The 24,112-nt window shown below is 57.7% G+C and carries 23 protein-coding genes; 10 read left to right on the forward strand and 13 right to left on the reverse strand.

The features are described from left to right. The first annotated feature begins 54 nt into the window (after nt 1–54). Nucleotides 55–753 carry an RluA family pseudouridine synthase gene (locus tag EPE01S_RS01290; protein WP_062742755.1) on the forward strand — a complete coding sequence of 233 codons (699 nt, stop codon included), beginning with the start codon at nt 55–57 and terminating at the stop codon, nt 751–753. 34 nt (nt 754–787) lie between these two features. Here EPE01S_RS01290 and EPE01S_RS01295 read toward each other — a convergent pair whose 3' ends face one another. Then, nucleotides 788–1,390 carry a glutathione S-transferase gene (locus EPE01S_RS01295; RefSeq protein ID WP_062742756.1) on the reverse strand — a complete coding sequence of 201 codons (603 nt, stop codon included), beginning with the start codon at nt 1,388–1,390 and terminating at the stop codon, nt 788–790. A 3-nt stretch (nt 1,391–1,393) separates the two neighbouring features. Next, nucleotides 1,394–2,245, reverse strand: a complete 852-nt coding sequence (locus tag EPE01S_RS01300) for an alpha/beta fold hydrolase (RefSeq protein WP_062742757.1) — start codon at nt 2,243–2,245, stop codon at nt 1,394–1,396. 107 nt (nt 2,246–2,352) lie between these two features. Between EPE01S_RS01300 and EPE01S_RS01305 the strand changes: the two genes are divergently transcribed. Next, complete coding sequence (locus EPE01S_RS01305; protein WP_062742758.1) at nt 2,353–3,249, forward strand: LysR family transcriptional regulator; 897 nt, start codon at nt 2,353–2,355, stop codon at nt 3,247–3,249. 35 nt (nt 3,250–3,284) lie between these two features. Here EPE01S_RS01305 and EPE01S_RS01310 read toward each other — a convergent pair whose 3' ends face one another. Together EPE01S_RS01310 and EPE01S_RS01315 are read right to left on the reverse strand one after the other, a co-directional pair. Further along, the gene (locus EPE01S_RS01310) at nt 3,285–3,824 is read right to left on the reverse strand and encodes a DUF2058 domain-containing protein (RefSeq protein WP_062742759.1); all 540 of its coding nucleotides are present in this window, start codon (nt 3,822–3,824) and stop codon (nt 3,285–3,287) included. A 146-nt stretch (nt 3,825–3,970) separates the two neighbouring features. Further along, entirely contained in the window at nt 3,971–4,786 is an 816-nt protein-coding gene (locus EPE01S_RS01315) for an ankyrin repeat domain-containing protein (protein WP_062742760.1), read from the reverse strand. 155 nt (nt 4,787–4,941) lie between these two features. On the opposite strand from EPE01S_RS01315, the gene EPE01S_RS01320 reads away from it, so the two are divergent. Further along, a complete protein-coding gene (locus EPE01S_RS01320) occupies nt 4,942–5,238 on the forward strand; it encodes a chorismate mutase (RefSeq protein ID WP_062742761.1) in 297 nt (98 codons plus the stop codon). A 187-nt stretch (nt 5,239–5,425) separates the two neighbouring features. Here the strand turns inward: EPE01S_RS01320 and katG are convergent, their stop codons facing one another. Then, entirely contained in the window at nt 5,426–7,639 is a 2,214-nt protein-coding gene (katG, locus tag EPE01S_RS01325; protein WP_062742762.1) for a catalase/peroxidase HPI, read from the reverse strand. Between the two features lie 288 nt (nt 7,640–7,927). Between katG and EPE01S_RS01330 the strand changes: the two genes are divergently transcribed. Further along, the gene (locus EPE01S_RS01330) at nt 7,928–9,433 is read left to right on the forward strand and encodes a hypothetical protein (protein ID WP_062742763.1); all 1,506 of its coding nucleotides are present in this window, start codon (nt 7,928–7,930) and stop codon (nt 9,431–9,433) included. 121 nt (nt 9,434–9,554) lie between these two features. On the opposite strand, the gene EPE01S_RS01335 is transcribed toward EPE01S_RS01330, so the two are convergent. From EPE01S_RS01335 to EPE01S_RS23315, 7 genes are all read right to left on the reverse strand, one after another. Next, on the reverse strand, nt 9,555–10,418 hold the full coding sequence (locus EPE01S_RS01335; RefSeq protein WP_062742764.1) for a ribokinase: 864 nt from the start codon (nt 10,416–10,418) through the stop codon (nt 9,555–9,557). A gap of 1 nt (nt 10,419) precedes the next feature. Then, the gene (locus tag EPE01S_RS01340; RefSeq protein ID WP_062742765.1) at nt 10,420–11,277 is read right to left on the reverse strand and encodes a MurR/RpiR family transcriptional regulator; all 858 of its coding nucleotides are present in this window, start codon (nt 11,275–11,277) and stop codon (nt 10,420–10,422) included. Then, on the reverse strand, nt 11,277–12,248 hold the full coding sequence (locus EPE01S_RS01345; protein WP_062742766.1) for an ABC transporter permease: 972 nt from the start codon (nt 12,246–12,248) through the stop codon (nt 11,277–11,279). The genes EPE01S_RS01340 and EPE01S_RS01345 overlap by 1 nt, the downstream gene beginning before the upstream one ends. A gap of 21 nt (nt 12,249–12,269) precedes the next feature. Then, entirely contained in the window at nt 12,270–13,763 is a 1,494-nt protein-coding gene (locus EPE01S_RS01350) for a sugar ABC transporter ATP-binding protein (protein ID WP_062742767.1), read from the reverse strand. A 16-nt stretch (nt 13,764–13,779) separates the two neighbouring features. Continuing rightward, on the reverse strand, nt 13,780–14,820 hold the full coding sequence (locus EPE01S_RS01355; RefSeq protein WP_062742768.1) for a sugar ABC transporter substrate-binding protein: 1,041 nt from the start codon (nt 14,818–14,820) through the stop codon (nt 13,780–13,782). A gap of 49 nt (nt 14,821–14,869) precedes the next feature. Then, nucleotides 14,870–15,850 (reverse strand): sugar phosphate isomerase/epimerase family protein, encoded by a 981-nt coding sequence (locus EPE01S_RS01360; protein WP_062742769.1) that lies wholly within the window; start codon nt 15,848–15,850, stop codon nt 14,870–14,872. A 73-nt stretch (nt 15,851–15,923) separates the two neighbouring features. Beyond that, the gene (locus EPE01S_RS23315; RefSeq protein ID WP_137269417.1) at nt 15,924–16,175 is read right to left on the reverse strand and encodes a hypothetical protein; all 252 of its coding nucleotides are present in this window, start codon (nt 16,173–16,175) and stop codon (nt 15,924–15,926) included. Between EPE01S_RS23315 and EPE01S_RS01365 the strand changes: the two genes are divergently transcribed. The 6 genes from EPE01S_RS01365 (at nt 16,169) to EPE01S_RS01390 (ending at nt 23,195) form a co-directional block, all read left to right on the forward strand. Then, the gene (locus EPE01S_RS01365) at nt 16,169–17,254 is read left to right on the forward strand and encodes an aldose 1-epimerase family protein (protein ID WP_062742770.1); all 1,086 of its coding nucleotides are present in this window, start codon (nt 16,169–16,171) and stop codon (nt 17,252–17,254) included. The two genes, EPE01S_RS23315 and EPE01S_RS01365, sit on opposite strands and share 7 nt — an antisense overlap. Nucleotides 17,255–17,597: 343 nt before the next feature. After that, nucleotides 17,598–18,608, forward strand: a complete 1,011-nt coding sequence (locus EPE01S_RS01370) for a substrate-binding domain-containing protein (RefSeq protein WP_062742771.1) — start codon at nt 17,598–17,600, stop codon at nt 18,606–18,608. A gap of 82 nt (nt 18,609–18,690) precedes the next feature. Next, nucleotides 18,691–20,175, forward strand: a complete 1,485-nt coding sequence (locus EPE01S_RS01375; protein ID WP_062742772.1) for a sugar ABC transporter ATP-binding protein — start codon at nt 18,691–18,693, stop codon at nt 20,173–20,175. Continuing rightward, the gene (locus EPE01S_RS01380; RefSeq protein WP_062742773.1) at nt 20,168–21,169 is read left to right on the forward strand and encodes an ABC transporter permease; all 1,002 of its coding nucleotides are present in this window, start codon (nt 20,168–20,170) and stop codon (nt 21,167–21,169) included. The genes EPE01S_RS01375 and EPE01S_RS01380 overlap by 8 nt, the downstream gene beginning before the upstream one ends. Next, nucleotides 21,166–22,215, forward strand: coding sequence for an ABC transporter permease (locus tag EPE01S_RS01385; RefSeq protein ID WP_062742774.1), 1,050 nt, complete (start codon nt 21,166–21,168; stop codon nt 22,213–22,215). Before EPE01S_RS01380 ends, EPE01S_RS01385 begins: the two co-directional genes overlap by 4 nt. A 119-nt stretch (nt 22,216–22,334) precedes the next feature. Next, nucleotides 22,335–23,195 carry a MurR/RpiR family transcriptional regulator gene (locus EPE01S_RS01390; protein ID WP_062742775.1) on the forward strand — a complete coding sequence of 287 codons (861 nt, stop codon included), beginning with the start codon at nt 22,335–22,337 and terminating at the stop codon, nt 23,193–23,195. A gap of 11 nt (nt 23,196–23,206) precedes the next feature. Here the strand turns inward: EPE01S_RS01390 and licT are convergent, their stop codons facing one another. After that, nucleotides 23,207–24,064 (reverse strand): BglG family transcription antiterminator LicT, encoded by an 858-nt coding sequence (gene licT, locus EPE01S_RS01395; protein ID WP_062743092.1) that lies wholly within the window; start codon nt 24,062–24,064, stop codon nt 23,207–23,209. Nucleotides 24,065–24,112 lie beyond the last annotated feature (48 nt).

A 24,112-nucleotide genomic window follows, 5' to 3' on the forward strand; every position in this document is an offset into this window, starting at 1 on the left:
TTTACGCTTTCAGCCGGGGTGATCCCTGCCCCCACTCTCGCTCCGGGCCGCCTGATGTCTGCCATTATTGATGACTTTATTGCTCCACCCTGCCATGACGACATTGAGATCCTCTTTCAGGATGACCATCTGGTGCTGATCAATAAGCCTGGCGGCCTGCTGAGCCTGTCGGGGAAAAATGCGCACAATCTCGATTCGGTGCATCACCGTCTGGTGAAGATCTTCCCCGGCTGTACTCTGGTCCATCGTCTGGATTTCGGGACCTCCGGGCTGATGGTCGTGGCGCGCAATAAGGCAGTGAATGCCGCCCTCTGCCATCAGTTCAGCCAGCGCACCGTGAGCAAGGTTTACAGCGCCCTGCTCTGCGGACATCTGGCGGACAATGAAGGGGTGATAGACGCGGCGATTGCCAAAGATCCGGCGCTGTTTCCCCGGATGTCGATTTGCCCGCTTAACGGCAAACCCGCCCGCTCGCGCTATCGGGTGATTGAGCGCCTGTCCCCTGCGCCGCAGGAAGGTTTCTTCCTGCCGTTAACGCGGGTGCAGCTGATGCCGGAGACCGGGCGAACCCATCAGCTGCGTATTCACTGCCAGCAGCTTGGTCACCCCATCCTGGGATGTGACCTGTACGGCGGCCTTCTGCTGCCGGGAACGGAGCAGACCACGCGGCTGATGCTGCACGCCAGCGAGCTGGATTTTGTTCACCCCGTCAGCGGAGAGCGGGTGACCGCCCGCCACTCCAGCCCGTTCTGATCCTGCCCGGAAAGCATCCGGCGGGCCTGCCGTTTCAGTTTGCCGGGGCAGCCAGAAACGCCGGTCGCTGTTCGGCCTGTTGACTGAAGCTGTCCACTCCGGGGTAATCCGCACGGCTGACCACATCCGGCAGCATCAGGCAGGTAAAACGCCACGCCACGGCGATACTGATCCCCCCGACGGTGAGGATCGCGGGGGGGTGTGCCTGCACTTGCTCTTCCAGCGCCTGCCATACGCCATGAAGCTGTCGGGTCACCCTGTCGACCCAGGGCTGATGCTGTTTTTCCTCCGGCCGCAGACGCCGTTCATAAACGATCTGTACCGCTTTTTCACAGGCCGCCAGTGCCAGGCCGGTCAGGCTCACATCCCTCACCCTGTCCTCTGCGGATTCAGGCACCAGTGCAGAGGTGTGCGGCGACAGATCCTGCAGATAACGGATAATCAGTGAAGATTCCATCAGGATCTGCTGGTCATCCGTTATCAGCGTCGGGGCTTTGACCGCCGGATTGATTTTAGCGAACGCCTCAAAATCACCAAATACCGACAGGGGGCGGTGTTCGTACTGCAGGCCGAGCACATTCATACAGACGGCAACGCGTCTGACATAGGGCGAATCCAGCATACCGATCAAAACCATGGCTTACCTCCGGGTAGATTGATTAACGAACGCTATAACCTGTGCAGCGACAGGCTGGGGGATATCTTCCATCAAAAAGTGTCCGGCGTGCTGATAAATATGCAGGGTGGAGCCGGGAATATCGTGCTGCAGGCGTCGGGCATAGTGGACGGGCTGCCATTCATCGTCTGCACCCCATAGGATCTGCACGGGCAGCCGGAGCTGCGGGAGCCTTTCCGCGAAGTCTGCCGTGTAGCAGGCATTATAGTGGGCCACCTGGTGCTGATAAAAGGAGGCCTGCCCCAGCGTGCCACAGAGGGGGGCGAGGAACTGTTCCAGCCGCTCACCGGCCATCAACGGCTTATTAAAAACCGCCATCTTCAGCTGACGCGTCATTGTGCTGCGATGCTCACTGGCCGGTGTCAGCGCATACTCTGCATAGCGATCCCGCATATCCCGCCACGTGGGCGACGGCCACGAGTCGTAGCACGGCGCATCGGCAACCGTCAGGGTCAGCAGACGCTGCGGTTCGTCCAGGGCCAGCCGGAGGGCAATCGCCCCGCCGATATCGTGACCAAAAAGATGCGTTTTTTCCAGCTGCCAGTGATCCAGCAGATCGTGCAGGAACGCGACCTGCGCCGCCACTGAGGTATCGGCATGCAATGGGCGCTCGGATGCGCCATACCCGGGCAGGTCATACAGGTGTACCTGAAAACCGGCGTCTACCCATAGCGGCACAAGCGCCTGCCAGATAACCGTATGGGCTGGGGTGCCGTGAACCAGCACCAGAGGGATACCGGAACCGTGAACGCCCGCCGCAATGCGGCAGCCATTAATCACAACGTGCTGGTTCAGTAATGAATGTTCGCGAGGCATTGTCTGCTCCTGAGTCACATTAACGTGGTCTCAGCAGGCTACGGCTTGACGGGGTATGACACCAGTGACATTGTTTACCGATGAAAACTCACTTTTGTCATACTTAAATGAATAAACGTCTTTCAGTGGATGCGCTCAGGGTATTCAGAACCGTAGTGCAAACCGGCAGCATGACCAAAGCCGCCTCGCTCCTCAACCTGAGCCAGTCGGCGGTGAGCTGGAAGCTGCGGCGGCTTGAAGATCAGCTGCACTGCCCGCTGCTGACGCGGGTCGCCGGCAGAGCCGCGCCGACGGAAAAAGGCAGCGTGCTGTTGCAGCATGCGGAGAAAATACTCCATGAACACGACAACGCCGTGGCCTTTTTTTCCCCGTCTGCGCTGCGGGGCAGGCTGCACGTTGGGGTGACGGAGCAGATCTCGCTACCCGCGGTGTGTGCGACGATTGCGCGTTTCACCCATCATCATCCGGAGGTAGAGATTCAGCTGGAGGTGGAACAAAGCCATGTGCTGCGGCAGCGTTATGACGCGGGAGAGCGGGACCTGATCCTGCATCAGGATTTCACCGGCGTTCGTTCAGCGGAAGACCGCGTGCTGTGGAGTGAGAAGCTGTACTGGTGCGCGCCAGCGACCTGGCGCTATCCATCCGCACGGCCCCTGCCGCTTATCAGCTGGGGGCCGGACTGTTTTTACCGCCGCCTGGCGGAGGAACAGCTGCACCAGGCTGGCCTGCCTTACAGGGTGATGCTGGCGTGCCCTTCCATCGCCGGGATGCTGGCGGCGATCCATGCCGGTCTGGGCGTCGGCATCCTGAATGAAGCCAGCGCGGATCGCGGCGTCCAGCCGGTTGCAGAGCTGGAACAGAGGATGCCGCTGCCGGCGGTAGACGCCCTGCTGCGGGTCAATGAACACCGCCATAATCCGGCCAGTGAGGCTTTCTGCCTGATGCTGAGAAAACAGCTGCAGCATCCGACGCAAGCGGGCGATAACAGGACGGTGACGGGCTGATACGGCGCGAATGCCGTATCAGCCGCCAGCGCCGTTTACCACATCAGGTCGTCCGGCACCTTAAAGTCAGCGTACGGATCTTCTTCGTCCTGCTCTTCCTGACTCAGTGCGCTGTTCAGGACAATGCTGCTGGCATCCCGCTGGGCAATTTTGTCGGCAACGCTGGCCGGGATAATGGCGTACTGGCTCTCGCCGCTGTTATCGGCCACCAGACGCGCAATGGCCAGTCGGCCGCTGATCAGCTGGGACTGGGTGAGCTTATCAACGGATATTTTTTTGATCAGGTTGCCATCGGTAAAGTTAAAGCCGATATCGCCTCTTGAGATATCCACCCTGTTCATTTCGATCAGCTGCTTCACCTGTGCTTTGTACTCTTTGGATAACGCAGCCTGTTTCTGCTGTTCGCTCAGCTGCTTATCACGCTCGATCTGGGCTTTTTTATTCTCTTCCACCGCTTCTCTGGCCTCACGGGCCTGCGCTTTGGATTTTTTGACCGTTCTCTGCACTTTGGCCATCTTTTTGCTGCTGACGAGCCCTGCTTTCAGCATCTGTTCTTGTAAGGTCAGTTTTGTCATGGTGATTTCTGAATCCGCTGTAAATTTGCCGGGATTATACCTGTAATTGCCGGGGCTGTGCCAGGTGAAGGGGACTGAGCTTTGAGGGGCACATCTCCCGACAGCCCCCCTCGCACTCAACACGGCCTGAAAAGCCCGTCACACCGTCATAACAGACTGACTTCCGGTCGCGTGGAGGCCGATCCGTTCCAGCGCACCTCAAAGCCGCACTTGTTGCAGCAGTCGGTGATGAGTGTGCCAACGCGCAGTAAATCGGCCTCGGCGCCTTCTGGCGCGCCCCAAAACCCCAGCGAAAGATAGCTTGTGCGTTTAGCACGGTTTTGATCTTGCCGGGTGTAGAAACAGAACCCCTGTATGCCGGTTTTTTCACCATTACGCTGGTGAAACCGCTCAGTACAGGACGCAAAGGCGTCACTCTGGGTGTCACCCGCATCCTGCAGCGCGATAAGCCCTTCCTGCTCAAGGGTGACAAAGAGGGTATCAAGGCGCGCTTTAGCGGCTCGCCACTGCCCGGCGGTCATCCTGACAGGGTCCGGGTCTGGCTGTTTAACGGGGACGGACCTGCCTGTCACATGAGCAAGCAGCGCGATGACCTCATCAGAGAAAGCGTTCGTCATGATGTGATTACCACACACATCGCAGATATCCGCCTCAGCCCCCGCGTCGAGGAGTATTTGGACATGTGCAACGTCACTGGCGAATTCGGCTGCATAGTAAAGCGCCGTGCCTCCGGAGGGGCCCCTGGCCTCCAGCGGGCTGCCGGCATCAATAAGCATACGCAGGATGTCCAGCATCGCGGTGTGCTGAGTCGCCATCAGGTTGTGAGTGCCCATCGCCGCCGCCTGAAGCGCGGTGAATCCCCAATCGTTCACTGCCGCAAGATTGGCGCCTGCAGCGATGCACGCGCTGACCTCTCCGGCATCCCCCCTCTTTATCGCATCGAAAATATTCCGGGCATTCATACAGGCGTTCCTTGTTAAAAAGACAGGAGAATATGGCGGTATTCTACAGGCATCGGCAGATTAAGGGGGTCTGAACATCACGGCGATGAAGTCATAGAATAAATCAGGGTTTGGTGTATGCTTATGTACTTGCGTACTAGCCATGGAGATCAACAGTGAATTTTACCACCATCGAAGAGGTCAGACAGCGTATTGACCAGATTGATAGCGAACTGGTTCACATCATCGCTCAACGCGCCGAATGTGTGAAAGCGGCAGCGTCTTTTAAAAAAGACGCCTCGGCAGTTCGCGCTCCGGACCGCGTCCAGCAGGTTATTGATAAGGTGTGTAAGACAGCCGTTGAGGAAGGCCTTCCCGTCGTCATTATCGAAAAAGTCTACCGAACCATGATCGGCGCGTTTATCGACTATGAGCTTGAGCAACACGGGCAGTTAAGGAAGGAAAAAATCTGACAGAGAAGTGGGATCTGGTGAAACGCAGAGCAAAAAGCGGAAGTGAGCACTGATTCTTATCGTTGACAGGTTTTCCCCTCAGCGACTGCGCTCTCTGAGATAACGCTTTACACCACGCCAGACAAAAAGCCCAACGCAAAAAAAGCCCGCTCAAGTTTCCTCCAGCGGGCCTTCAGGGTCAGCGTGCTCAGATATCGAAACGGTCCAGATTCATGACCTTCGTCCAGGCAGCCACGAAGTCTTTTACAAACTTCTCTTTCGCGTCGCTGCTGGCGTACACCTCAGCAGAGGCACGCAGTACCGCATTGGAGCCAAACACCAGATCGGCGCGGGTCGCGGTGAACTTCACCTCGCCGCTCAGTCGGTCACGCCCTTCAAAGCGCTCTCCGCTGCCGTCGGCCGCCTTCCATTCGGTACGCATATCCAGCAGATTGACGAAGAAGTCAGTATTCAGCTCACCGACACGTTGGGTGAAAATACCGTGCTGACTGCCGTCAGCGTTGGCCCCCAGCGCACGCATGCCGCCAATCAGCACCGTTAACTCCGGTACGGTCAGCGTCAGCTGCTGCGCTTTGTCGATCAGCAGATTTTCCGTCGACGTGCGGCCGTGAACGCCGCGATAGTTGCGGAAGCCGTCGGCTTTCGGCTTCAACAGTTCAAACGACTCAATGTCTGTCTGTTCCTGACGCGCATCCACGCGGCCCGGGATGAACGGCACTTCGATCGTCACGCCAACGGCTTTCGCCGCCTGTTCCACACCGACCACACCCGCCAGCACGATAATGTCGGCCAGCGAGGCTTTCTGCGTTGACTGCTGGATCGCCTCCAGCACCGGCAGGACGCGGGCCGCCGTGGCGTTGACCTCCCACGCCCTTTGCGGCAGCAGGGCCAGACGGGCGCCGTTAGCCCCGCCGCGCTTGTCACCGCCACGGAAGGTTGAGGCCGACGCCCAGGCAACCGAGACCAGTTCACTGACGGTCAGACCGGAAGTAGCAATGTTCTCTTTCAGCAGCGCAATATCCGCCACCGTCGGGTGATACACCGGTACCGGCAGCGGATCCTGCCAGATCAGATCCTCTTTCGGCACTTCAGGGCCGATATAGCGGGCTTTTGGCCCCATATCGCGGTGGGTCAGCTTATACCATGCGCGGGCAAAGGCTTCGTTAAACGCCTGCGGATCGCCGTGGAAACGACGGGAAATTTTCTCAAACTCCGGGTCGAAACGCAGCGTCAGATCGGTTACCAGCATGGTGGGTTTGTGTTTTTTGCCACTGTCGAACGCATCAGGAATAATATCCGCTGCGTTAGCGGCTTCAAACTGAATGGCACCCGCCGGGCTGCGCGTCTGCACCCAGTCATATTTGAACAGGTTCTCAAAGAAGTAGTTGCTCCACTGCGTTGGCGTCTGCGACCAGATCACTTCCAGACCGGAGGTGATGGCATCGGCTCCGACACCGCTGCCGTGGGTGCTGGCCCAGCCCAAGCCCTGCGCTTCAATTGGCGCAGCTTCCGGGTCGTCACCGACGTGTTTGGCATCGCCGGCACCGTGCGTTTTACCCAGCGTGTGTCCCCCGGCAATCAGGGCGACGATCTCTTCATCGTTCATCCCCATGTTACCGAAGGTGGCGCGGATCGCCGGGGCGGCCGACGCCGGGTCGCCGCTGTGCTCCGGGCCTTCAGGGTTGACGTAAATCAGCCCCATTTCGGTAGCACCGAGCGGGGAAGCCGCTAAAGATTCCGGGTGACGGTGTTCAAGCCAGGTGGTTTCATCCCCCCAGTTCACGTCCTGATCCGGTTCCCAGACGTCTTCACGCCCGGCACCGAAGCCAAAGGTGCGGAAACCGGAGTTTTCCAGCGCGACATTACCCGCCAGAATATAGAGATCGGCCCAGGAAATTTTCTGACCGTATTTTTGCTTCACCGGCCACAGCAGGCGGCGCGCCTTATCCAGGCTGACGTTATCTGGCCAGGCATTCAGCGGGGAGAAACGCTGCTGGCCACGCCCGGAACCGCCACGCCCGTCAACCGAGCGGTAGGTGCCGGCGCTGTGCCAGGCCATGCGGATGAACAGGCCGATGTAGCTGCCCCAGTCGGCAGGCCACCAGGACTGTGAGTCAGTGAGCAGTGCTTTAATATCGGCTTTAAGCGCAGAATAATCTAATTTGGCGAATTCTTTACGGTAGTCAAACCCTTCATCGAGCGGGTTAGAGCGGCTGGAATGCTGATTTAGCAGGTCGACCCGAAGCTGATTAGGCCACCAGTCACGGCTGGTTGTGCCGCCGCCGGAGGCTTTATTACTCTTTCCTTCGTGGAAAGGGCATTTCCCGGCCGGGGCTTCGCGGTCAGCCTCAACGATCGGCTTCGCTTCTTCTTCGGGTTTTTCATCAAATGAATGGCTCATGCTCACACTCCCTTATTTATTGTCATGGCTACTTTATACGCAGAGCTCACCAGGTCACACCAGTATTACCCTATGTATTCGATAGCTCTGAATGTGAGTTTTTTGCCATCACCCTGCGAATAACGACAATGACGGCGTTTTCGCCCGGAGTAAAGCGTCCCCCTACAATAAGAAAGGTTTTATCTGATTATCGGTTAACGGTCTGGCTCCGCCAGCCAGGATTTTCGCTATCAGCAGAGGGTGTTTTTGGCTATAGTTTCACAACATTAACAACAACTCAGAGCCGGTATGAAACCCACCCCAGGCGATATTTATTGTGTTTATCATCCCCTGCTTCAACAGTATGTCGCCTGTCAGATCACAGCGCTGAAAGACAAGACTATGGTCGCCGTGCTCGATCTCGACTGGTGCGGCGCATCCCTGCCGGATGCGGCAGCGCTGGCGACCATGCAGCCCCTGGTCTGCGATTACTATTTCTGGCGCGGTCGCTACGATCATTCGTTCCTGCCGGCCAGCGTACCGCCCCATTACACACTGGTCGGGAATGTCCCGCCGCTGGTCAATGAAGAAGTTAACAGCTATGCAGGCGGCTGGAACGTCGGCAACAGTCTGTATAATCAGCGGCACTGGAACGCCATTGATGCGGATAAGCGCGCCCGGTTTAAAGCCGCCTCGCGCGACCGTCAGGTGACGCTGCCCGCTGGCGTACTGCCCGAGAATACGACAAAGATCACCGATACCCATCTGGCAGGCCTGACGGATTACGCGCTGCTGGACCAGCTGCCCTGCCTGACGACGGTCGAAACAGCACAGGGCAGCGAGGGGCTGGCCGCGTATCTTCGTCAGCACCCGTTTATCATGGAGCTGCACTGGGCTTCTTCAGCCGGTATGACCGCGCTGGATCTGAGCGGCAGCCCGCTGAAGCGGCTGATTATTGACCCGACGGGGCTGACCTCGCTCAGGGTAAACGACGGGCTTAACCTGCTCTCGCTGAGCGCTACACCGGCCCCCGATCTGACGATCCACAGCCGCCATCAGGGCCGGGATCTGACGCTGATGCACGGCCAGACGCTGCCCTCACTGCAGGGCCTGGACGCGCTGCGCGGACTGCATCTTACCCAGGTGGCTCAGGCCGATATCACCGCCATTGCTGACCGCTTCCCGGCGCTGGCGCAATTAAGGCTGTGGGGTAAACCGGGTGTTCTGATCCATATGGACAGCCTGGCGCGCCTGTCTGCGCTGCAGATGTTCACCACGGTCGATCTGTTCGGCTTCGCTCCGGAGGATGTCCCGTCACCGGAGGCGTTGCCCCACATGGCGATGCTGTGGATGACCAGCCTGCCCGCTGATGTGGCGACGTCGGTGAAGAAGCGCTGGAAAAAGGTGGATGGCGTCGATCTGTCCATCACTAAACCGCGCAAGCCAGAGTGGCTGGCAGAAAATCTGAACAATCCCTTTCGCGACTGGGACGGCCGCGAAAATATCAGCCCGGCCCATGCGAAAAAGGCCGCCGCGCTGTATAAGCAGGCGTGCATCTCCCTGCGTGAGATCAACGGTTCCAGCGATGCCGCGAGCGTTAACGCCACGGCGGAGACCTTAGTACGCAGCTGGGCAGAGGCCTTCAACGCGATGGATCGACGCAGCAGTAGTATTGAAACCATTGAGCGGGAAGAGATTGCCGACGTGATTTACGGGCTGCTCTGCCAGATGGAGCAGCAGCTGGGGCAAGACGCGTCTGAACGGTTCGACAGACACGCCATGATGGATCTGTTCGATCGGTTACGGGATTTTTAAGCCGCCGGAACGAGCAGACGGGTCGACCGGAAAAAGGTCGGCCCCGGCAGGTGGACATTATCCCTCATACAGCCAGAGATATCTCCCGCAGGGGCTGACCTTCTGTTTCGGTCAGCCCGTTTTACAGCAACGGGCGCGATACGTGTTCGGCGGCCGCCTGGTTGGCTTTATCCACCGCCACCGCCAGCGGCTCACCGTTCAGCAACGTGGTGCAGAGCATGCCCATAAAGCAGTCGCCTGCCCCGTGGGTGCTGACCAGCTGCACTTTGCGGGCAGGCAGCGACTGGCTGTCTGCCCCCTGCTCGCAGAACGCCACACCGTGTTCCCCCGCCGTCACCACCACCGCCGGGAAATCACGCCCCAGGCTCTCTGCGGCCAGGCAGGCGGCGCTTAAATCGGCCACGGTAATCTGGCTGAGATCGCGGGCCTCCACCGCATTGACCACCAGCAGATCCACACCGGCCAGTATTTCCGGAGTCAGCGGGCGCGCCGGGGCGGCATTCAGACACACGCGGATGCCGCGCTTTTTCGCTTCGGCGGCGGCCTGATGATTTACCGCCTCCGGCACCTCATTCTGCAGCAGCAGCATACTCACCTGCTGCCAGAGAGCATCATCGCTGAGGGACGCCAGGGTTATGTGATTGTTGGCATTCGACACCACCACCGCGCCATAATCGCCTTCCGCATCCTGAATGGCGACGCTCATCCCGGAGGAGAGACCCGCGCCGATCGCGACATGCGTGGTATCCACGCCGTGTTGTTGCAGCACGTCAAGTAAAAACGCCCCCTGCACATCGTCGCCTACGGCCCCGGCAAAGCGCACCCGGGCACCGGCCAGCGCCGCCGACACGGCCTGATTACCGCCCTTGCCGCCAAACTTATAGGCACAGCCGCTGCCAATCACCGTTTCCCCTTTTTCCGGGCGATGGTCGGCCTGCAGCAGAATATCGTAATGAAGACTGCCGATGACTAAGATGTGGCTCATACTAGTATTCTCTGAGATCCTGGACTGCCTGTTGGGTTTTCTTCAGGTTCTTCTCCGCCGTCTTCAGATCCTTCTGCGCAATCGCCACAAACAGTGCATCCAGTATGTTCAACTGGGCAATGCGTGACGCGGCGTTTTCCCCCAACAAATGCGAGCCCTGAGAGGTTGAATTGAGCACCACATGCGCGCTGCGCGCAATGGGCGACTCGGCATAGTTCGTAATTGCAATAACTTTGGCCCCGTTACGCGCCGCCAGCTTTATCGGGTCATTTACCGCGCGCGTTGCGCCGGAATGACTGATGGCGATCACTGCATCGTCATCCGATAACACTGCCGCAGACATCAGCATAATATGCGCATCATCGTACACCGTGGTTTTAATCCCAATCTTTAACATCTTATGGGATAAATCCCGCGCGACCGTCGCGGAACCGCCGACGGCATATAAATCAATGTGACGCGCTTTAAACAGAATATCCGCTGCCCGGTTAAATTCAGAGACATCAAGAATAGTCAGTGTTTCTTCTATTGCCTGAATTGACGTCCTGAAGACTTTTGCCAGTAATTGCTCCGACGAGTCATCCGCTTCAATTTCCGCATGCATCCCGGCCACTTCAGAATAGTTATAATAAATCAGACTACTTCTGAAATCCCTGAACCCTGAAAAATTTAACTTCTTGGCAATTTTGACCACCATGGCTTCAGAAACATTATTCATCTGGGCAATTTCTTTAATTGACGTCTGCTCAGACAAATCCGTTTTCGACGTAACGGAGTCAACCACCTTTCTTTCCAGAGGGGTCAGGCTGGGTAATCGCATACGTATTTGAGCGCCTATGGCTCGCGGATCCTGCTTCATTACTTGCCTCGTGTCGCTCTGTCAATCAACATCGCTATGATAATTATAAGGCCAGTAGCAAGCAATTGATAAAACGCCTGAATATTCAGAAGTGTCAGACCGTTACGTAACGCGCCGAGGATAACCGCGCCGATCAGCGTGCCGACAATACTGCCTTTACCACCCATCAGCGAGGCACCGCCGATGGCTGCCGCGGCAATCGCATCCAGCTCCCAGAGGTTACCGATGGTGGGTTCTGCCGCCCCCAGGCGGGCAATCAGAATCAGTGCCGCCAGCGAGGCAAGTACGCCGGAAATAACAAACACCGTCACTTTGGTGCGCTTAACCGGGACACCTGCCACGCGCGCAGCTTCTTCATTGCCCCCGACGGCGAGAATATATTCGCCCAGCGGGGTTTTGTTCATCACCACCCACAGGAACAGGGCAATCACCACCACCACGATAATCGGCGTCGGTATGCCAAACACCGTGCTGTTGATAAGGTTTCGGAACGCCATCGGAATGCCGAAAACAGGGTTGCCGTTGGTAAAAATCAGGGCCAGCGCACGGAACAGTGACAGCCCGCCCAGGGTGACGATAAAGGGTTGCAGTCCGGCATAGGCCACCAGCGTACCGCTGAACACGCCGCAAAGTGCACCAACGCCCAGCGTCGCCATCACCGCCAGCGGCACCGGCACGCCAGCCACCATCAGCGTGGCACCCAGTACGGCTGATAATGCCGCCGTTGGCCCGACAGAGAGGTCAATACCGCCAGAAATAATCACCAGCGTCATGCCCAGCGCGATAATGGCATTAATGGATGACTGCTGCAGAATATTCAGCAGGTTTGGCAAGGTCCAGAATACCGGTGACAGAAATGAAAATGTCACCACAATAATTAATAAACCAATCAGCGTTCCTGCGTCGCGCAAATTAAATTTAAACAGTGCCGGGGCCGGCACCTTTGGCTGAGTTTTCTCTTGCGTCATCATAATCATTACCTTTATTCGGTCTTAAGCCAGATCGTTAATCGCGTAACGGGCGATGTTTTCTTCGGTGATAGCCTCACCGCTCAGTTCTTTGGTGATCTTCCCTTCACGCATGACCAGCACCCGATCTGAAATACGCATAATTTCCGGCATTTCAGAAGACACCACCACAATCGCTTTGCCCTGGCGGGCTAATTTCTCTATCAGATTATAAATTTCTGATTTGGCACCAATATCAATTCCCCGGGTTGGCTCATCAAAAAGAAACACTTTATTATCCGCTGCCACCCAGCGGCCGATAATCACTTTCTGCTGATTACCGCCGCTTAATGTGCCAATCGGCTTTTCAATATTTAACGGACGCAGATTCAGATCGCTCATCACTTCCAGCGCCACTCTATCGAGCTGCCGCTGGCGTAACAGTCCGGCTCGGGTAAATTTCATCATCGACGGCAGCGCCATATTCATTTTCACCGCACGCTGTTTGATGATGCCCTCTTTTTTACGATCCTCCGGCACCAGGCCAATGCCGGCTTTGATGGCGGTGCTGACGTTAAGCGTTTTCACCACCACGCCGTCCACCCGTACGCTGCCGCTGGTGCAGGTATCAATACCGGCAATCAGCTTCAGCAGTTCCGTACGCCCTGCCCCAACCAGCCCGGCAATGCCCAGCACTTCACCCGCGTTAACGCTGAAGCTGGCGGACTGTACCGCTTTATCGCGCCCCAGTCCGTCAACCCGCAGCACCTCTTTCCCGGTGATGTAAGACTGATGCTGTACCTTTTCAATTTTGCGTCCGACCATTTTAGTGACGATGGTTTCTTCGGTTTCATCGCCGATGTTCACCACCCCGACCTGTCGGCCATCGCGCAGAATAGTGGCGCGGTCGCAGACCTTGAAGATCTCGTTCATCTTGTGCGACACGTAGATCAGCGCCACGTTCATCGACTTCAGATCGGAGATCAGCTCAGCCAGCCGGTCGAACTCGCGCGGCGTCAGGCTGGAGGTCGGCTCATCCATCGCAATGATTTTGGCCTCATCCAGCAGCGCACGCGCGATTTCCACTATCTGCTGCTGCGACACTTTCAGATTCTTAATCGGCTCGTCCGGGTCAATGCTCGGATCAAGACGCCGCAGGATGGCGATTGCCCGCTTACGCTGTGCCTTACGGTCAACAAAGCAGCCTTTAAAGCGCGTCAGTGGCCGGCCAAGAAACATATTTTGAGCCACGGAGAGCTCAGGAACGTGCTGCAACTCCTGATGGATCATCGCAATCCCGGCCTGGCGCGCGGACAGGGGATTTTTCATCTGCACCACCACGCCGTTGACGGCGATCTCACCGGCATCGGCGGGGCGCACGCCGGAGAGAATATTCAGTAGCGTCGACTTGCCAGCGCCGTTCTCACCGATTAAGGCATGCACCTCACCCGGTCTGACGGAGAAATCCACCGTCTGTAACGCTGCCGCACTGCCGTAGGTTTTACTGATGCCACGCATCGTCAGACAAAACTGTTCCATACACCCTCCGCCGTGATTACTGCTGTGCTAAAAGCTGACGCAGCTTGTTATTGTCTTTGGTCGAGAAGGCATCGGCATTGTCTTTGGTGATCAACGCCTGCGGCGTGGAGACGACGCGCGACAGTTTCTGGCCAGCGACCAGGCGCAGCATCACGTCCATCGCCACTTCGCCCGTCAGCACCGGGAAGCTGTCAACGGTACCGGTCAGCTCACCGCGTTTGATCGAGGCGTAGGCATCGGAAATACCGTCCGTGCCGAAGACGGCAGTCTGCGCCGATTTACCCTGTGAGCGCACGGCTTCTACCACGCCCAGCGCCATGCCGTCATTGTTGGCATAGAAGCCAATCAGATCCGGGTGCTGCTGCAGAATGGTCGAGGCGGCGTTGTAGGCATTTTCGCGGCTCCAGTTGGCCGGCACGCTGGCCACCAGCGTGAACTTACCGTTTTTAGTGATGGTTTCACGGAAGCCTTTCGTCCGCTGTGCGGCGGCGTAAACGCCCGGCTGCCCTTCAATGACGGCGACCTTGCCGCCCTTCGGATAGTGCTGGATAAACCAGTTGGCCACCCGTACGCCGTTGTCTTTCTGCACGTTGCCGACGTAGTGGGCCGCATTCGGCATCACCGCATCGTTAACGTTGACCACCGGGATGTTTTTGCTTTTCGCTTCTTCATAGGCCGGTTGCAGGTTAGCATCGGTCTGCGGGGAGACCAGCAGGCCGTTAAAGCCTTGTGAGATTAGGGTTTCGGCGATCGACAGCTGGCCCAGCTGATCGTCTTCGTTAGCGGCCGCCTGATATTCGACGGTGATGCCGTATTTTGCGCCTGCGGCTTTGTAGCCTTCACCCAGCGAGCGCCAGTATTCGTTGGTCAGCGTTTTTGATACGCCACCGATTTTCAGTTTTTTGTCCGGTGCCGGCAACGGCCCGTATTTTTCAGTGAGCTGCGTCCAGTCGGTGCGGTCAGCTTCGGTATCGGACTGCAGTGGCGGCAGATCCGCTGCATAAACGGTCGAGCAGAACAGTGTCGCGGTGAGTACAGAGAGTAAGTGCTTTTTCATAATCTATCCTGTTATTTTTATAGGGTTTATAACCCGGGGGAGAGACGTATTAAGGTGCCAGCATAATGTCGTTAACAATCTGCTGAGAGGTAACGGCATCCTGGCGGCTGATGGCGTCCAGCAGGGCCGGGTTATTATCCAGCTTGTCGCAGAGCCGCAGTAAACGGGTAACGGTGGCAATGTTGGTTTCCGCTTCACGCACCGGGTCAAGACCGCTGGCATCCGGGAAGGTGTCAAAATAGTAAGCGCCGTTATAACCGTCACGCTTCATCTGCCAGAGGAACTCCAGCGTAGCGCGCGGGTTAACGGAAGCGGCCATCAGACCATCATCGCGTTTGCCCCAGCCGTCGTTCAGATCGAGGCCGAGCAGGCGTGAACGGCGGGCCACCATGGCGGCGGCATAGGCCGGGATCTCATTCGCATACAGCACGTGGGCAAAGTCGAGGGTGATACCCAGATTCGGGCAGCCGGCTTCCTCCACCGCCAGCAGGCAGGTGGTGACGTTCGGGAAAATGGCGAAAGCCCGCGGTTCGTTGGGCTTGTACTCAATACTGACGTCCATATCCCCGGCATATTCCGCCACTTCACGCACCGCGCTGACCGCATCTTCCCAGACTTTTTTGTAGTCGACCTGGAAGCAGTAATCAAAACCGTCCTGCCCCATCCACAGCGTCATGATGCTGGCACCAAATTCGCGTCCGGCATCAATACCGCGCTTGGTCAGTTCGATCGCCTGACGACGGATTTTGGCATCCGGGTTGGTATACGCGCCGATTTTAAATTCCGGTGCATCCCAGCGCATCTGCATGCCGTTCACCGCCAGCCCCACGTCTTCAATTTTCTGACGCATGGTTTTGACATCATCGGTGATGTGCTGCGGATAGTTCAGATCCAGATGGGTCAGGCCTTTCGCCGTAGCAGCACGCTCAATCATCTGCAACACGGAAGGCTTGCCTTTCAGCTCTGGCCAGTAGCGCCACGCGCCGGACGCAAAGGAGTTGAGGCGGGTAGCAAATTTCAGTTCTGACATATCGGTGTCCCTGGTTGTTGAGTTGTGAATTACTTTACAACTTTACATTTATTTGTGAACAAGTGCATTACTATCACCAACAAAAATTCCCCGCAACCACGGCCGCTGTTTTCATCAGCAATTTGGGCGCTGCCTCACGAAATCTGCGCGGCAGAAATCCGGCCACGGCAAAAATCTGCGTAACTGTGTTGCAGGTCGCATTTTGAACATCGGGGAAGGCGTGAGCGGAGCGTTGGCCGTTGTGCGCCCGGGAGGAAAGATTTACTGTTTCAATCTCATCAGTAAATTTTAACGTATTCAAACCACGCGGGGAAAGCGATGTCACACACCATAATCACCCTTAAAAAGTCCTTTTTCAGCAGCACACCGCGTGAGATTGTGCGGTCAGGCGACTGCCGCGCTGAAATCTACCGCACGACGTCCGGCATTGAGGCCGTCCGTCTGAGTAACCGCCGCGGGCACCTGGTGATCCTGCCCTGGTACGGTCAGATGATCTGGCAGGCGACGTTTGATGGCGTTGACCTGACCATGCAGAGCGCCTTCAAAGAACCCCGGCCCGCAGCGGACATTGTCGGCACCTACGGCTGCTTTATGTATCATTCCGGCCTGCTGCGCAATGGCAATCCCGGCCCGCAGGATAGCCACGCGCTGCACGGTGAGATGCCGCTGGCGGCCATGGATAGCGCCAGCATTGAAACCGGAGAGGATGAGCACGGGCCGTGGATGGCGCTGGCCGGCGAACGGGAGTATCTGATGGGCTTTGGCGATCACTACATGGCCCGCCCGCGCGTGGTGCTGCGCCCGGCGGCGGCCACCTTTGAGCTGCGCATGGCGGTGGAAAACCTCTCCGCGGATGATATGGATCTGATGTACATGTGCCACGCCAACTTTGCCTTTGTTGAAGGGGGGGAAATCCTGCAGCCCACCGGCTTCAGCAGCGCCGACATGGTGGTCCGCACCTCGGTTCCCGCCCTCGTCAGGGCCAGCGACAGCTACCTGGCCCACCTGCAAACGCTGCAGGAAGATCCCTCCGTCACCCGCACCATCAGCGCCCGCCTCGGCGTGGATCCCGAGCTGGTTTTCTATCTGAAAAACCTGAAGACCGCGCCGGACGGCCGGGTGCATGTGATGCTGCGCCGGCCAGAGGGTGACGCCTTTTCAATGTGTTACCACCCGGAAGAGTTTTCCCATCTGGTGCGCTGGATCCTCGCCAACAACCGGCAGAAAGTGTGCGCTTTTGCCATGCCCGCCACCTGTGGAGTGGAAGGTTACCAGGCTGAAAAACAGCGCGGCAACGTCCGCGCGCTCAGGGGGGGAGAGTCGGCCAGCTTCACCCTGACGCTCGGCTATCTCAACGCGCAGGAGGCCGTTCTGGAAGCAGCAATGGTGCAGGCGTCACGCTAGCGCGCTTTTATCACTCTGGGAAATCCGAGTTGTGAGCTGAATCAAATAAGGACACTTTGGTTACGCAATAAAATTTACTTTGAAACTTTTTTGAGTAAAGTCAATTTTGCCAGCGGGACATTTAATGCGGTTTGTTCCAGGCACTGAGAGAAGACGAGACAGTTTTCCAGGGGTGCTGAAGACGGGACTTCCTCTTCTTACCTTCTCCCTTTTTTACCGTTTAGCCACGTTCACTGTCCCGACGGGATCCGGGGCGACAGGCCAGCCTGTCACCCTACTCCTCTGCGGCGTATTGCCAGAGAACGATGCGCGAAGATAACTATGATAATGAAGAGGTAACACCATGAATCGCCGCATTTTTGTTAAAGCAATGAGTTTATCCGTGCTTATCTCGATGAGCGCCGGTCTCGGCTGGTCAACTATCGCCGCTGCCGCGGAAACCAAAACCATGGTCACCGTGGTGAAAGCCGTCGGCGTGCCGTGGTTTAACATCCTCAATCAGGGGCTGGAAGAAGGCGGTAAGCAGTTTAACCTGAAAACCTCTATGGTCGGGCCAACCCGCGCCGACCCCGCGCAGCAGGTTAAGCTGATTGAAGATTTGATTGCCAAGAAAGTGGACGTGATTGGCCTGGTGCCGCTGGACACCAAAGTCACGGCGCAGGTGGTGAAACGTGCGCGTGACGCCGGGATCATGGTGATCACCCAGGAAGGCCCCAATCAGCCGGGCAAAACCTGGGACGTGGAGTTGATGAGCGCGCAGGCCTACGGGGAAGCGCAGATGAAGGCGCTGGCCCGTGAGATGGGTGAAAAGGGTGACTACGTGATACTGGTCGGCACGCTGACCACCACCGGACACAATCAGTGGGCAGATGCGGCGATTGCCTATCAGAAAGCACACTACCCTGACATGCGACTGGCGGCCGACCGCTTCCCCGGTGCGGACTTTATTGATGAATCCGAGCGCGTCACCCAGGATATCCTGAAAGCCTATCCGAAAGTGACCGGCATCATGTCGATGGGATCTAACGGGCCTATCGGCGCGGGTAACGTGCTGAAAAAACGCCATCTGGAGAAAAAGATTGCGCTGGTCGGCACCACCATCCCTTCGCAAGCCCGGGCTTACATTATGTCTGGCGTAATCCGTGAAGGCTTCCTGTGGAACCCGAAAGAAGCTGGCCTGGCCATGACCTCCGTTGCCCGTCTGGCACTGGATAATGCCAAATTTGAAAACGGTATGACCATCCCCGGCCTGGGGAAAGCGACCGTCGACAGCGAAAACAACGTGGTCATGGTCGATCGTATCCTGACCATCAACAAATCTAACATCGCCGGGCTCATCAAACTGGGCCTCTGAACCACTCCATTTGCCTGATACCGTCCCGGCGACCCGCCGGGACGGCCTCCCTGTACCCTCACTTATTGCAAGGGGCCGCGTGATGTCCGTTTTCTTACAGCTAAATGGAATTTCGAAAATATTTGGTGGCGTCCATGCGCTGTCTGACGTGGAGCTCCAGCTCAGAACCGGCGAGGTTCACTGCCTGTGCGGCCAGAACGGCTGCGGTAAATCCACGCTGATCAAAATCATGTCCGGCGTCCACCAGCCTGAACCTGGTGGCAAAATTACGATCGCCGGGGAGCCGATCGCCCATCTGACGCCGGTCGAAAGCACCCGCCTCGGCGTGCAGGTGATTTATCAGGATCTGTCGCTGTTTCCCAATCTGACCGTGGCGGAAAATATTGCCATCGGCCTGCACGTGGGTGGGCTGCGCCGGGTGAACTGGAAAAAAGTACAGCAGCTGGCCAGCGATGCCATGCAGCGCATCGGCGTATCGCTGCCGCTGAACGATAAGGTGGCGGATATCTCGATCGCCCAGCGTCAACTGGTCGCGATCTGCCGTGCCATGGCCGCCGACGCGCGCCTGGTGATCATGGATGAACCCACCTCCTCCTTAACCCGCTATGAGGTGGACGCGCTGCTGAAACTGACCCTGCAGCTGAAGGCCAGCGGGATCACCATTGTTTTTGTCAGCCATCGTCTGGATGAGGTGCTGGAAATTGCCGACCGGGTCACCGTAATGCGTGACGGAAAGATGCTCGGCACTTACGATGCCCGTGACATGTCGGACCGCAAGCTGGCGACCCTGATGACCGGCAAAGAGTTCAGCTATCAGTGCGCGGCCAAAGATCGCCCTGAAACGGCAACGGTGCTGGAGGTGCGCGGGCTGTCGCGCTCCGGCGAATATCAGGATATTCACTTCGATGTGCGGCGTGGGGAGATCTTAGGCCTGACCGGGCTGCTTGGGTCAGGACGCACGGAGCTGGCGCTGTCGCTGTTTGGCCTCACCCGCCCTGAACAGGGCGAGATTGTGCTGAACGGCGAGGTCACCCGACTGCGGTCAAACCGCGATGCCATCCGGCGCGGGGTGGCCTATTTATCCGAAGATCGTCTGGCGCTGGGTCTGGTGCTGGAACAGTCGATCAGCGCCAATATCACCCTGTCCGTGATGGAGCAACTGGTCGGTAAAGGCGGCCTGATCCGCGATGACTGGTATGAGAGCACTGTGCGTCACGGCATCGAGTCGCTGACCATTAAAGCCGGTAACCCCGACAATAAAGTGAAAACGCTGTCCGGGGGAAACCAGCAGCGCGTGGTGCTGGCCAAATGGCTGGCCACCAATCCCTGCCTGCTGATCCTCGACAGTCCGACCGTGGGGGTCGACATTCATGCCAAAGACGGCATTTACGCCATCATCAGGAGCCTGGCCGCCAGCGGTATGGCCATCATCATGATCTCCGACGAAATTCCGGAAATTTACTACCACAGTGACCGCGTGCTGGTCATGCGTGCCGGTCGCTTAAACGGCGAATATATCCCAGGGCGCTGCTCTGAAGACGAGCTGAAGGAGGCGGTCAATGCGTGATTTTTTCCAGCGTTTTATCCCGACGCATGAGTGCCGGCTGCTGATTGTCATCACCCTGATGGTGCTGTTGCTGGCTTTCTCTACGCCGGAGTTTGCCTCTCTGCAAAACCTGGTGGATGTGCTGGGTGCCACGGCCTTTACCGGTATTCTCGCCGCCGGTCTGCTGGTAGTGATCATCACTGGCGGCATCGATCTCTCCTTTGCCGCCGTGGCATCGATTACTCAGTTTGTTGCGCTGACGGTGGCTAACCATTTTGGCATCGGCTGGGTCGGGGTGTTTGCTATTGCGGTCGGCCTCGGCGTGGTGCTGGGCTTGATTAACGGCCTGCTGGTGAACGCACTGAGAACCTCAGCGCTGATTATCACTATTGCCACGCTGAACGTCTTCTTTGGCATTCTGCTCACCGTGACCGGTGGCGCGGATATCTTCGCCCTGCCGGACTGGTTTACCGCCGGCTTTGAATTTGTCTTTTATACCGACGCCCAGGGCATCCCCTATACCATTAACTTCCAGATTATGGCGCTGTTCCTGGTGTTTCTGCTGACCTGGCTGCTACTTAACCGCAGCAATGTCGGCCGCCAGATTTACGCCATGGGCGGCAACCCCGATGCGGCCCAGCGCGTGGGCTTCAACGTCTATCGCCTGAATATGCTGGTATACGGCTACATGGGTGCGCTGGCCGGGATCGCTTCGCTGGTACAGGCGCAGCTGGTGCAGTCGGTCTCCCCCACGGCCCTGGTCGGGCGCGAGCTGGATGTGGTGGCGGCGGTGGTGATCGGCGGGGCCAGCCTGACCGGCGGTTCCGGCACTGTGCTCGGCACTGTGCTCGGCCTGGCGCTTATCGCCATCTTACAGAACGGGCTGATCCTTCTCGGGGTCTCGTCGTACTGGTCTCTGTTCAGCACAGGGCTGGTAATTATTGCTGCCATGATCATGATGGCCAGAGAAACCCGTCAACGTCATAAGCAGGCTGAAGCAGGAGTGGTGCCATGAAGCATAACGTTAACCGTCTCTCCGACCGCATCCAGCGGCGCGTTGGTACCACCAATGCACGTCTGCTGGTGATGCTGGCGCTGATGATCACCGGCCTTGGTCTGCTGGAAGGCAGCAAACTGTTTGGCGTGGCCGGACTGCAGTCGATGGGTTTTCAGCTGCCTGAACTGGGTTTCCTTGCGCTGGCAATGATGATCCCGATGCTGTCCGGCGGCATCGATCTGTCAATTATCGCCACCGCTAACCTGTGTGCCCTGACCGTGGCCTGGACGCTGACGGCGCTGATGCCGCTGATGCCGGACAGCCACGGCGTCAGCTGGGGAATGTTGCAGGTGGGGGCGCTGGTGGCCGGTCTGCTGGTGGCCGCGCTGGTCGGCCTGCTTAACGGTGTGCTGGTGGCTTATCTACGGGTACCGCCGATGCTGGCCACGCTCGGCACCATGACTGCCGCCAAAGGCCTGGCCATTGGCTTCAGCCACGGTAATGTGATCTCCGGTTTCCCGGCACCCATCGTGTTTATCGGCAACGGAACACTGCTCGGTATCCCGGTGGCGCTGATCATCTTTGCAGCGGTGGTGTTCCCCCTGAGCGTTTTTGTCAATAAAACGCCGCTGGGCAGCGCCATCGCCATGATCGGCTCGAACGAGCGCGCGGCAGAATACTCCGGCGTGAATACGCGCCGCAGCCTGGTGTGGGTCTACCTGATTTCGGCTCTGCTGGCCGGAGTGGCGGGGATTATCATGATGGCCCGCTTCGACTCGGCCAATGCCGCCTACGGGGAGAGCTATCTGCTGGTCGCTATCCTTGCCGCCGTGCTTGGCGGGGTCGATCCGCTGGGTGGGTTTGGCCGGGTGAGCGGCGTGATCCTGTCGCTGCTGATCCTGCAGCTGATGTCTACGGCCTCGATACTGCTCGACCTCAGCCAGTTTATCACCCTGGCCCTGTGGGGGGCGATCCTGCTGCTGGCCTCGGGCGGGCTGGTGCTGAGAGAGTGGATGTCAGAGCGGTCAAAAGCGAAAACCGCCACGCGTACCCGGACGGTCTGAGGCGCTGATTTTTCCCGCACGGCTGGCAACGGAGCCGTGCGGGAAATCAATAGCCCCTCCTGGTATGGCATGATATCTTTATGAATTAACAATCACTTAGTCAGGGAATAAGTCATCTCATGGTCAATATTGCCGATGATACAAGTTCGATTGGCCCCCGGTTACGGATGATGGTCTCGGTGCTGACCCCCCTGGAGACCCGGCTGGTTAACGCGGTACTGGCGAACGACTTCGACGAACGCGTGGCCCTGAAAGAGGTGGCCGCCCGGTGTGAGATGTCGGAAGCGATGGTGGTCAAGACGGCGAAAAAGCTGGGCTTTAGCGGTTTCCGCGAGCTGCGCAGTAAGGCAGCAGAATATAACCGGCTGCCCATCAATGAGATGCATCAGGAACTCTCGCCAACAGATACGGCGGCCGAAATTGTCACCAAAGTGTTCCGCACCTCCGCCCAGGCGCTGGAGGAGACGCTGGCGATCCTCGATATGAAAGCGTTTGAACGCGCCGCAGAGCTGCTGGCTAAAGCGCAGCAGCGGGATTTTTACGGCTTTGGCGGGTCAGCGCAGATTGCCCGCGATGCGGTACATAAGTTTTTGCGCATTGGCGCGCGCGCCACCGCCTGGGACGATCCCCATATGATGCTGATGTCGGCCTCACTGCTGGGAAAAAATGATGTGGTGCTGGCGATCTCGCACTCGGGTCAGACCAAAGATATCCTTGAGGCGGTCAGGGCGGCCCAGGCGAACCACGTGCCGGTGATTGCCATCACTAACTACTCCGGCTCTCCCCTCGCCAATCTGGCCGATACCGTGCTCTGCTCCACCGCGCAGGGATCGCCCCTCACCGGCGAAAATGCCGCCGCACGCGTGGCGCAGCTTAACATTCTGGATGCCCTGTTCGTTGTCGTCGCCCAGAGTGACTATGCCCACGCCGAGCAACAGCTCAACCGCACCATGATGGCCGTCGCCCATAAAAGAAAATAGGCTATCCGGCCTTATCCGGCGTCCGGCTCATCGTCATCCGGCCCGACGATCCGCACCAGATGGATCATCAGATAGAGCAGTTCATCATGGGTCAGCGTCACCTGCAGCTGGTTATGGACATACCCGGCAATCAGCTGACTGGCGCGGAAGTGGTCGGGATACTGACTTTTGACCTGGGTAAAAATAAAGTCGTCTGTGGCGACCATTTGCCGCCCCTCCATCAACCGCTGAATAAAAAACTGCAGATGGGTGACAAAACGCTGATAGTTCAGTGAGTCCTGATCAATTTCCGTACGAAAGTGATACTTTATCAGGGTAAAAATATCCTTCAGCATCTTCACCGACTGCAGCGTGGTTTCCATGTTTTGCACATCGGTCTGTCCGTTAACCAGGTGAAAGGCGATATTGCCGGCTTCTTCTTCCGGCAGCGCGATCTTCAGCTGCCGGTTAATCTCCTGCACCGCCGCCTGCGCCACCGCGAATTCACGCGGGTAGAAGCGCTTCACCTCGAAAAGCAGCCGGTTCTGGATGGCGATTCCTCTGGCAAAACGTTCGATAGCAAAGCTGATGTGATCCACCAGCGTAAAAAACAGCTGCTCACTCAGCGTGGCGTTCAGCGCCACGCTGGCGCGGTCAATGAGGTTCTGCACCAGCGGCAACAGCGATTCCGGGGCGTTTTCTATCACCCGCAGATAATCGCGGCGGGTCTGGCTACCCTGCACCACGAAGATTTTTTCAATCTGCGCTGCGTCCAGCGTATCCCCCACCTTGCTGTTAAAGCCGATGCCCTTGCCCATGACAATCACTTCGCCATGCTGCGCGCTGCGGGATAACACCAGGCTGTTGTTAAGCACCTTTTCTACGGTCATATTGTTCATCGTACTGCCACCCGGCCCCTGTGCGGCTTGCTGTGCGCC

Source organism: Erwinia persicina NBRC 102418, from assembly GCF_001571305.1.
In the GTDB taxonomy this organism is placed as follows: domain Bacteria; phylum Pseudomonadota; class Gammaproteobacteria; order Enterobacterales; family Enterobacteriaceae; genus Erwinia; species Erwinia persicina.

What these genes read in the sequence shown, in the direction of transcription:
- katG (WP_062742762.1), bottom strand. Translation starts at nt 7,639, where the DNA reads ATGAGCCATTCATTTGATGAAAAACCCGAAGAAGAAGCGAAGCCGATC.
- EPE01S_RS01315 (WP_062742760.1), bottom strand. Translation starts at nt 4,786, where the DNA reads ATGAATGCCCGGAATATTTTCGATGCGATAAAGAGGGGGGATGCCGGA.
- EPE01S_RS01345 (WP_062742766.1), bottom strand. Translation starts at nt 12,248, where the DNA reads ATGATGACGCAAGAGAAAACTCAGCCAAAGGTGCCGGCCCCGGCACTG.
- licT (WP_062743092.1), bottom strand. Translation starts at nt 24,064, where the DNA reads ATGACCGTAGAAAAGGTGCTTAACAACAGCCTGGTGTTATCCCGCAGC.
- EPE01S_RS01385 (WP_062742774.1), top strand. Translation starts at nt 21,166, where the DNA reads ATGAAGCATAACGTTAACCGTCTCTCCGACCGCATCCAGCGGCGCGTT.
- EPE01S_RS01355 (WP_062742768.1), bottom strand. Translation starts at nt 14,820, where the DNA reads ATGAAAAAGCACTTACTCTCTGTACTCACCGCGACACTGTTCTGCTCG.
- EPE01S_RS01290 (WP_062742755.1), top strand. Translation starts at nt 55, where the DNA reads ATGTCTGCCATTATTGATGACTTTATTGCTCCACCCTGCCATGACGAC.
- EPE01S_RS01335 (WP_062742764.1), bottom strand. Translation starts at nt 10,418, where the DNA reads ATGAGCCACATCTTAGTCATCGGCAGTCTTCATTACGATATTCTGCTG.
- EPE01S_RS01360 (WP_062742769.1), bottom strand. Translation starts at nt 15,850, where the DNA reads ATGTCAGAACTGAAATTTGCTACCCGCCTCAACTCCTTTGCGTCCGGC.
- EPE01S_RS01310 (WP_062742759.1), bottom strand. Translation starts at nt 3,824, where the DNA reads ATGACAAAACTGACCTTACAAGAACAGATGCTGAAAGCAGGGCTCGTC.
- EPE01S_RS01390 (WP_062742775.1), top strand. Translation starts at nt 22,335, where the DNA reads ATGGTCAATATTGCCGATGATACAAGTTCGATTGGCCCCCGGTTACGG.
- EPE01S_RS01340 (WP_062742765.1), bottom strand. Translation starts at nt 11,277, where the DNA reads ATGAAGCAGGATCCGCGAGCCATAGGCGCTCAAATACGTATGCGATTA.
- EPE01S_RS01375 (WP_062742772.1), top strand. Translation starts at nt 18,691, where the DNA reads ATGTCCGTTTTCTTACAGCTAAATGGAATTTCGAAAATATTTGGTGGC.
- EPE01S_RS01330 (WP_062742763.1), top strand. Translation starts at nt 7,928, where the DNA reads ATGAAACCCACCCCAGGCGATATTTATTGTGTTTATCATCCCCTGCTT.
- EPE01S_RS01295 (WP_062742756.1), bottom strand. Translation starts at nt 1,390, where the DNA reads ATGGTTTTGATCGGTATGCTGGATTCGCCCTATGTCAGACGCGTTGCC.
- EPE01S_RS01380 (WP_062742773.1), top strand. Translation starts at nt 20,168, where the DNA reads ATGCGTGATTTTTTCCAGCGTTTTATCCCGACGCATGAGTGCCGGCTG.
- EPE01S_RS01370 (WP_062742771.1), top strand. Translation starts at nt 17,598, where the DNA reads ATGAATCGCCGCATTTTTGTTAAAGCAATGAGTTTATCCGTGCTTATC.
- EPE01S_RS01350 (WP_062742767.1), bottom strand. Translation starts at nt 13,763, where the DNA reads ATGGAACAGTTTTGTCTGACGATGCGTGGCATCAGTAAAACCTACGGC.
- EPE01S_RS01365 (WP_062742770.1), top strand. Translation starts at nt 16,169, where the DNA reads ATGTCACACACCATAATCACCCTTAAAAAGTCCTTTTTCAGCAGCACA.
- EPE01S_RS01300 (WP_062742757.1), bottom strand. Translation starts at nt 2,245, where the DNA reads ATGCCTCGCGAACATTCATTACTGAACCAGCACGTTGTGATTAATGGC.
- EPE01S_RS01305 (WP_062742758.1), top strand. Translation starts at nt 2,353, where the DNA reads ATGAATAAACGTCTTTCAGTGGATGCGCTCAGGGTATTCAGAACCGTA.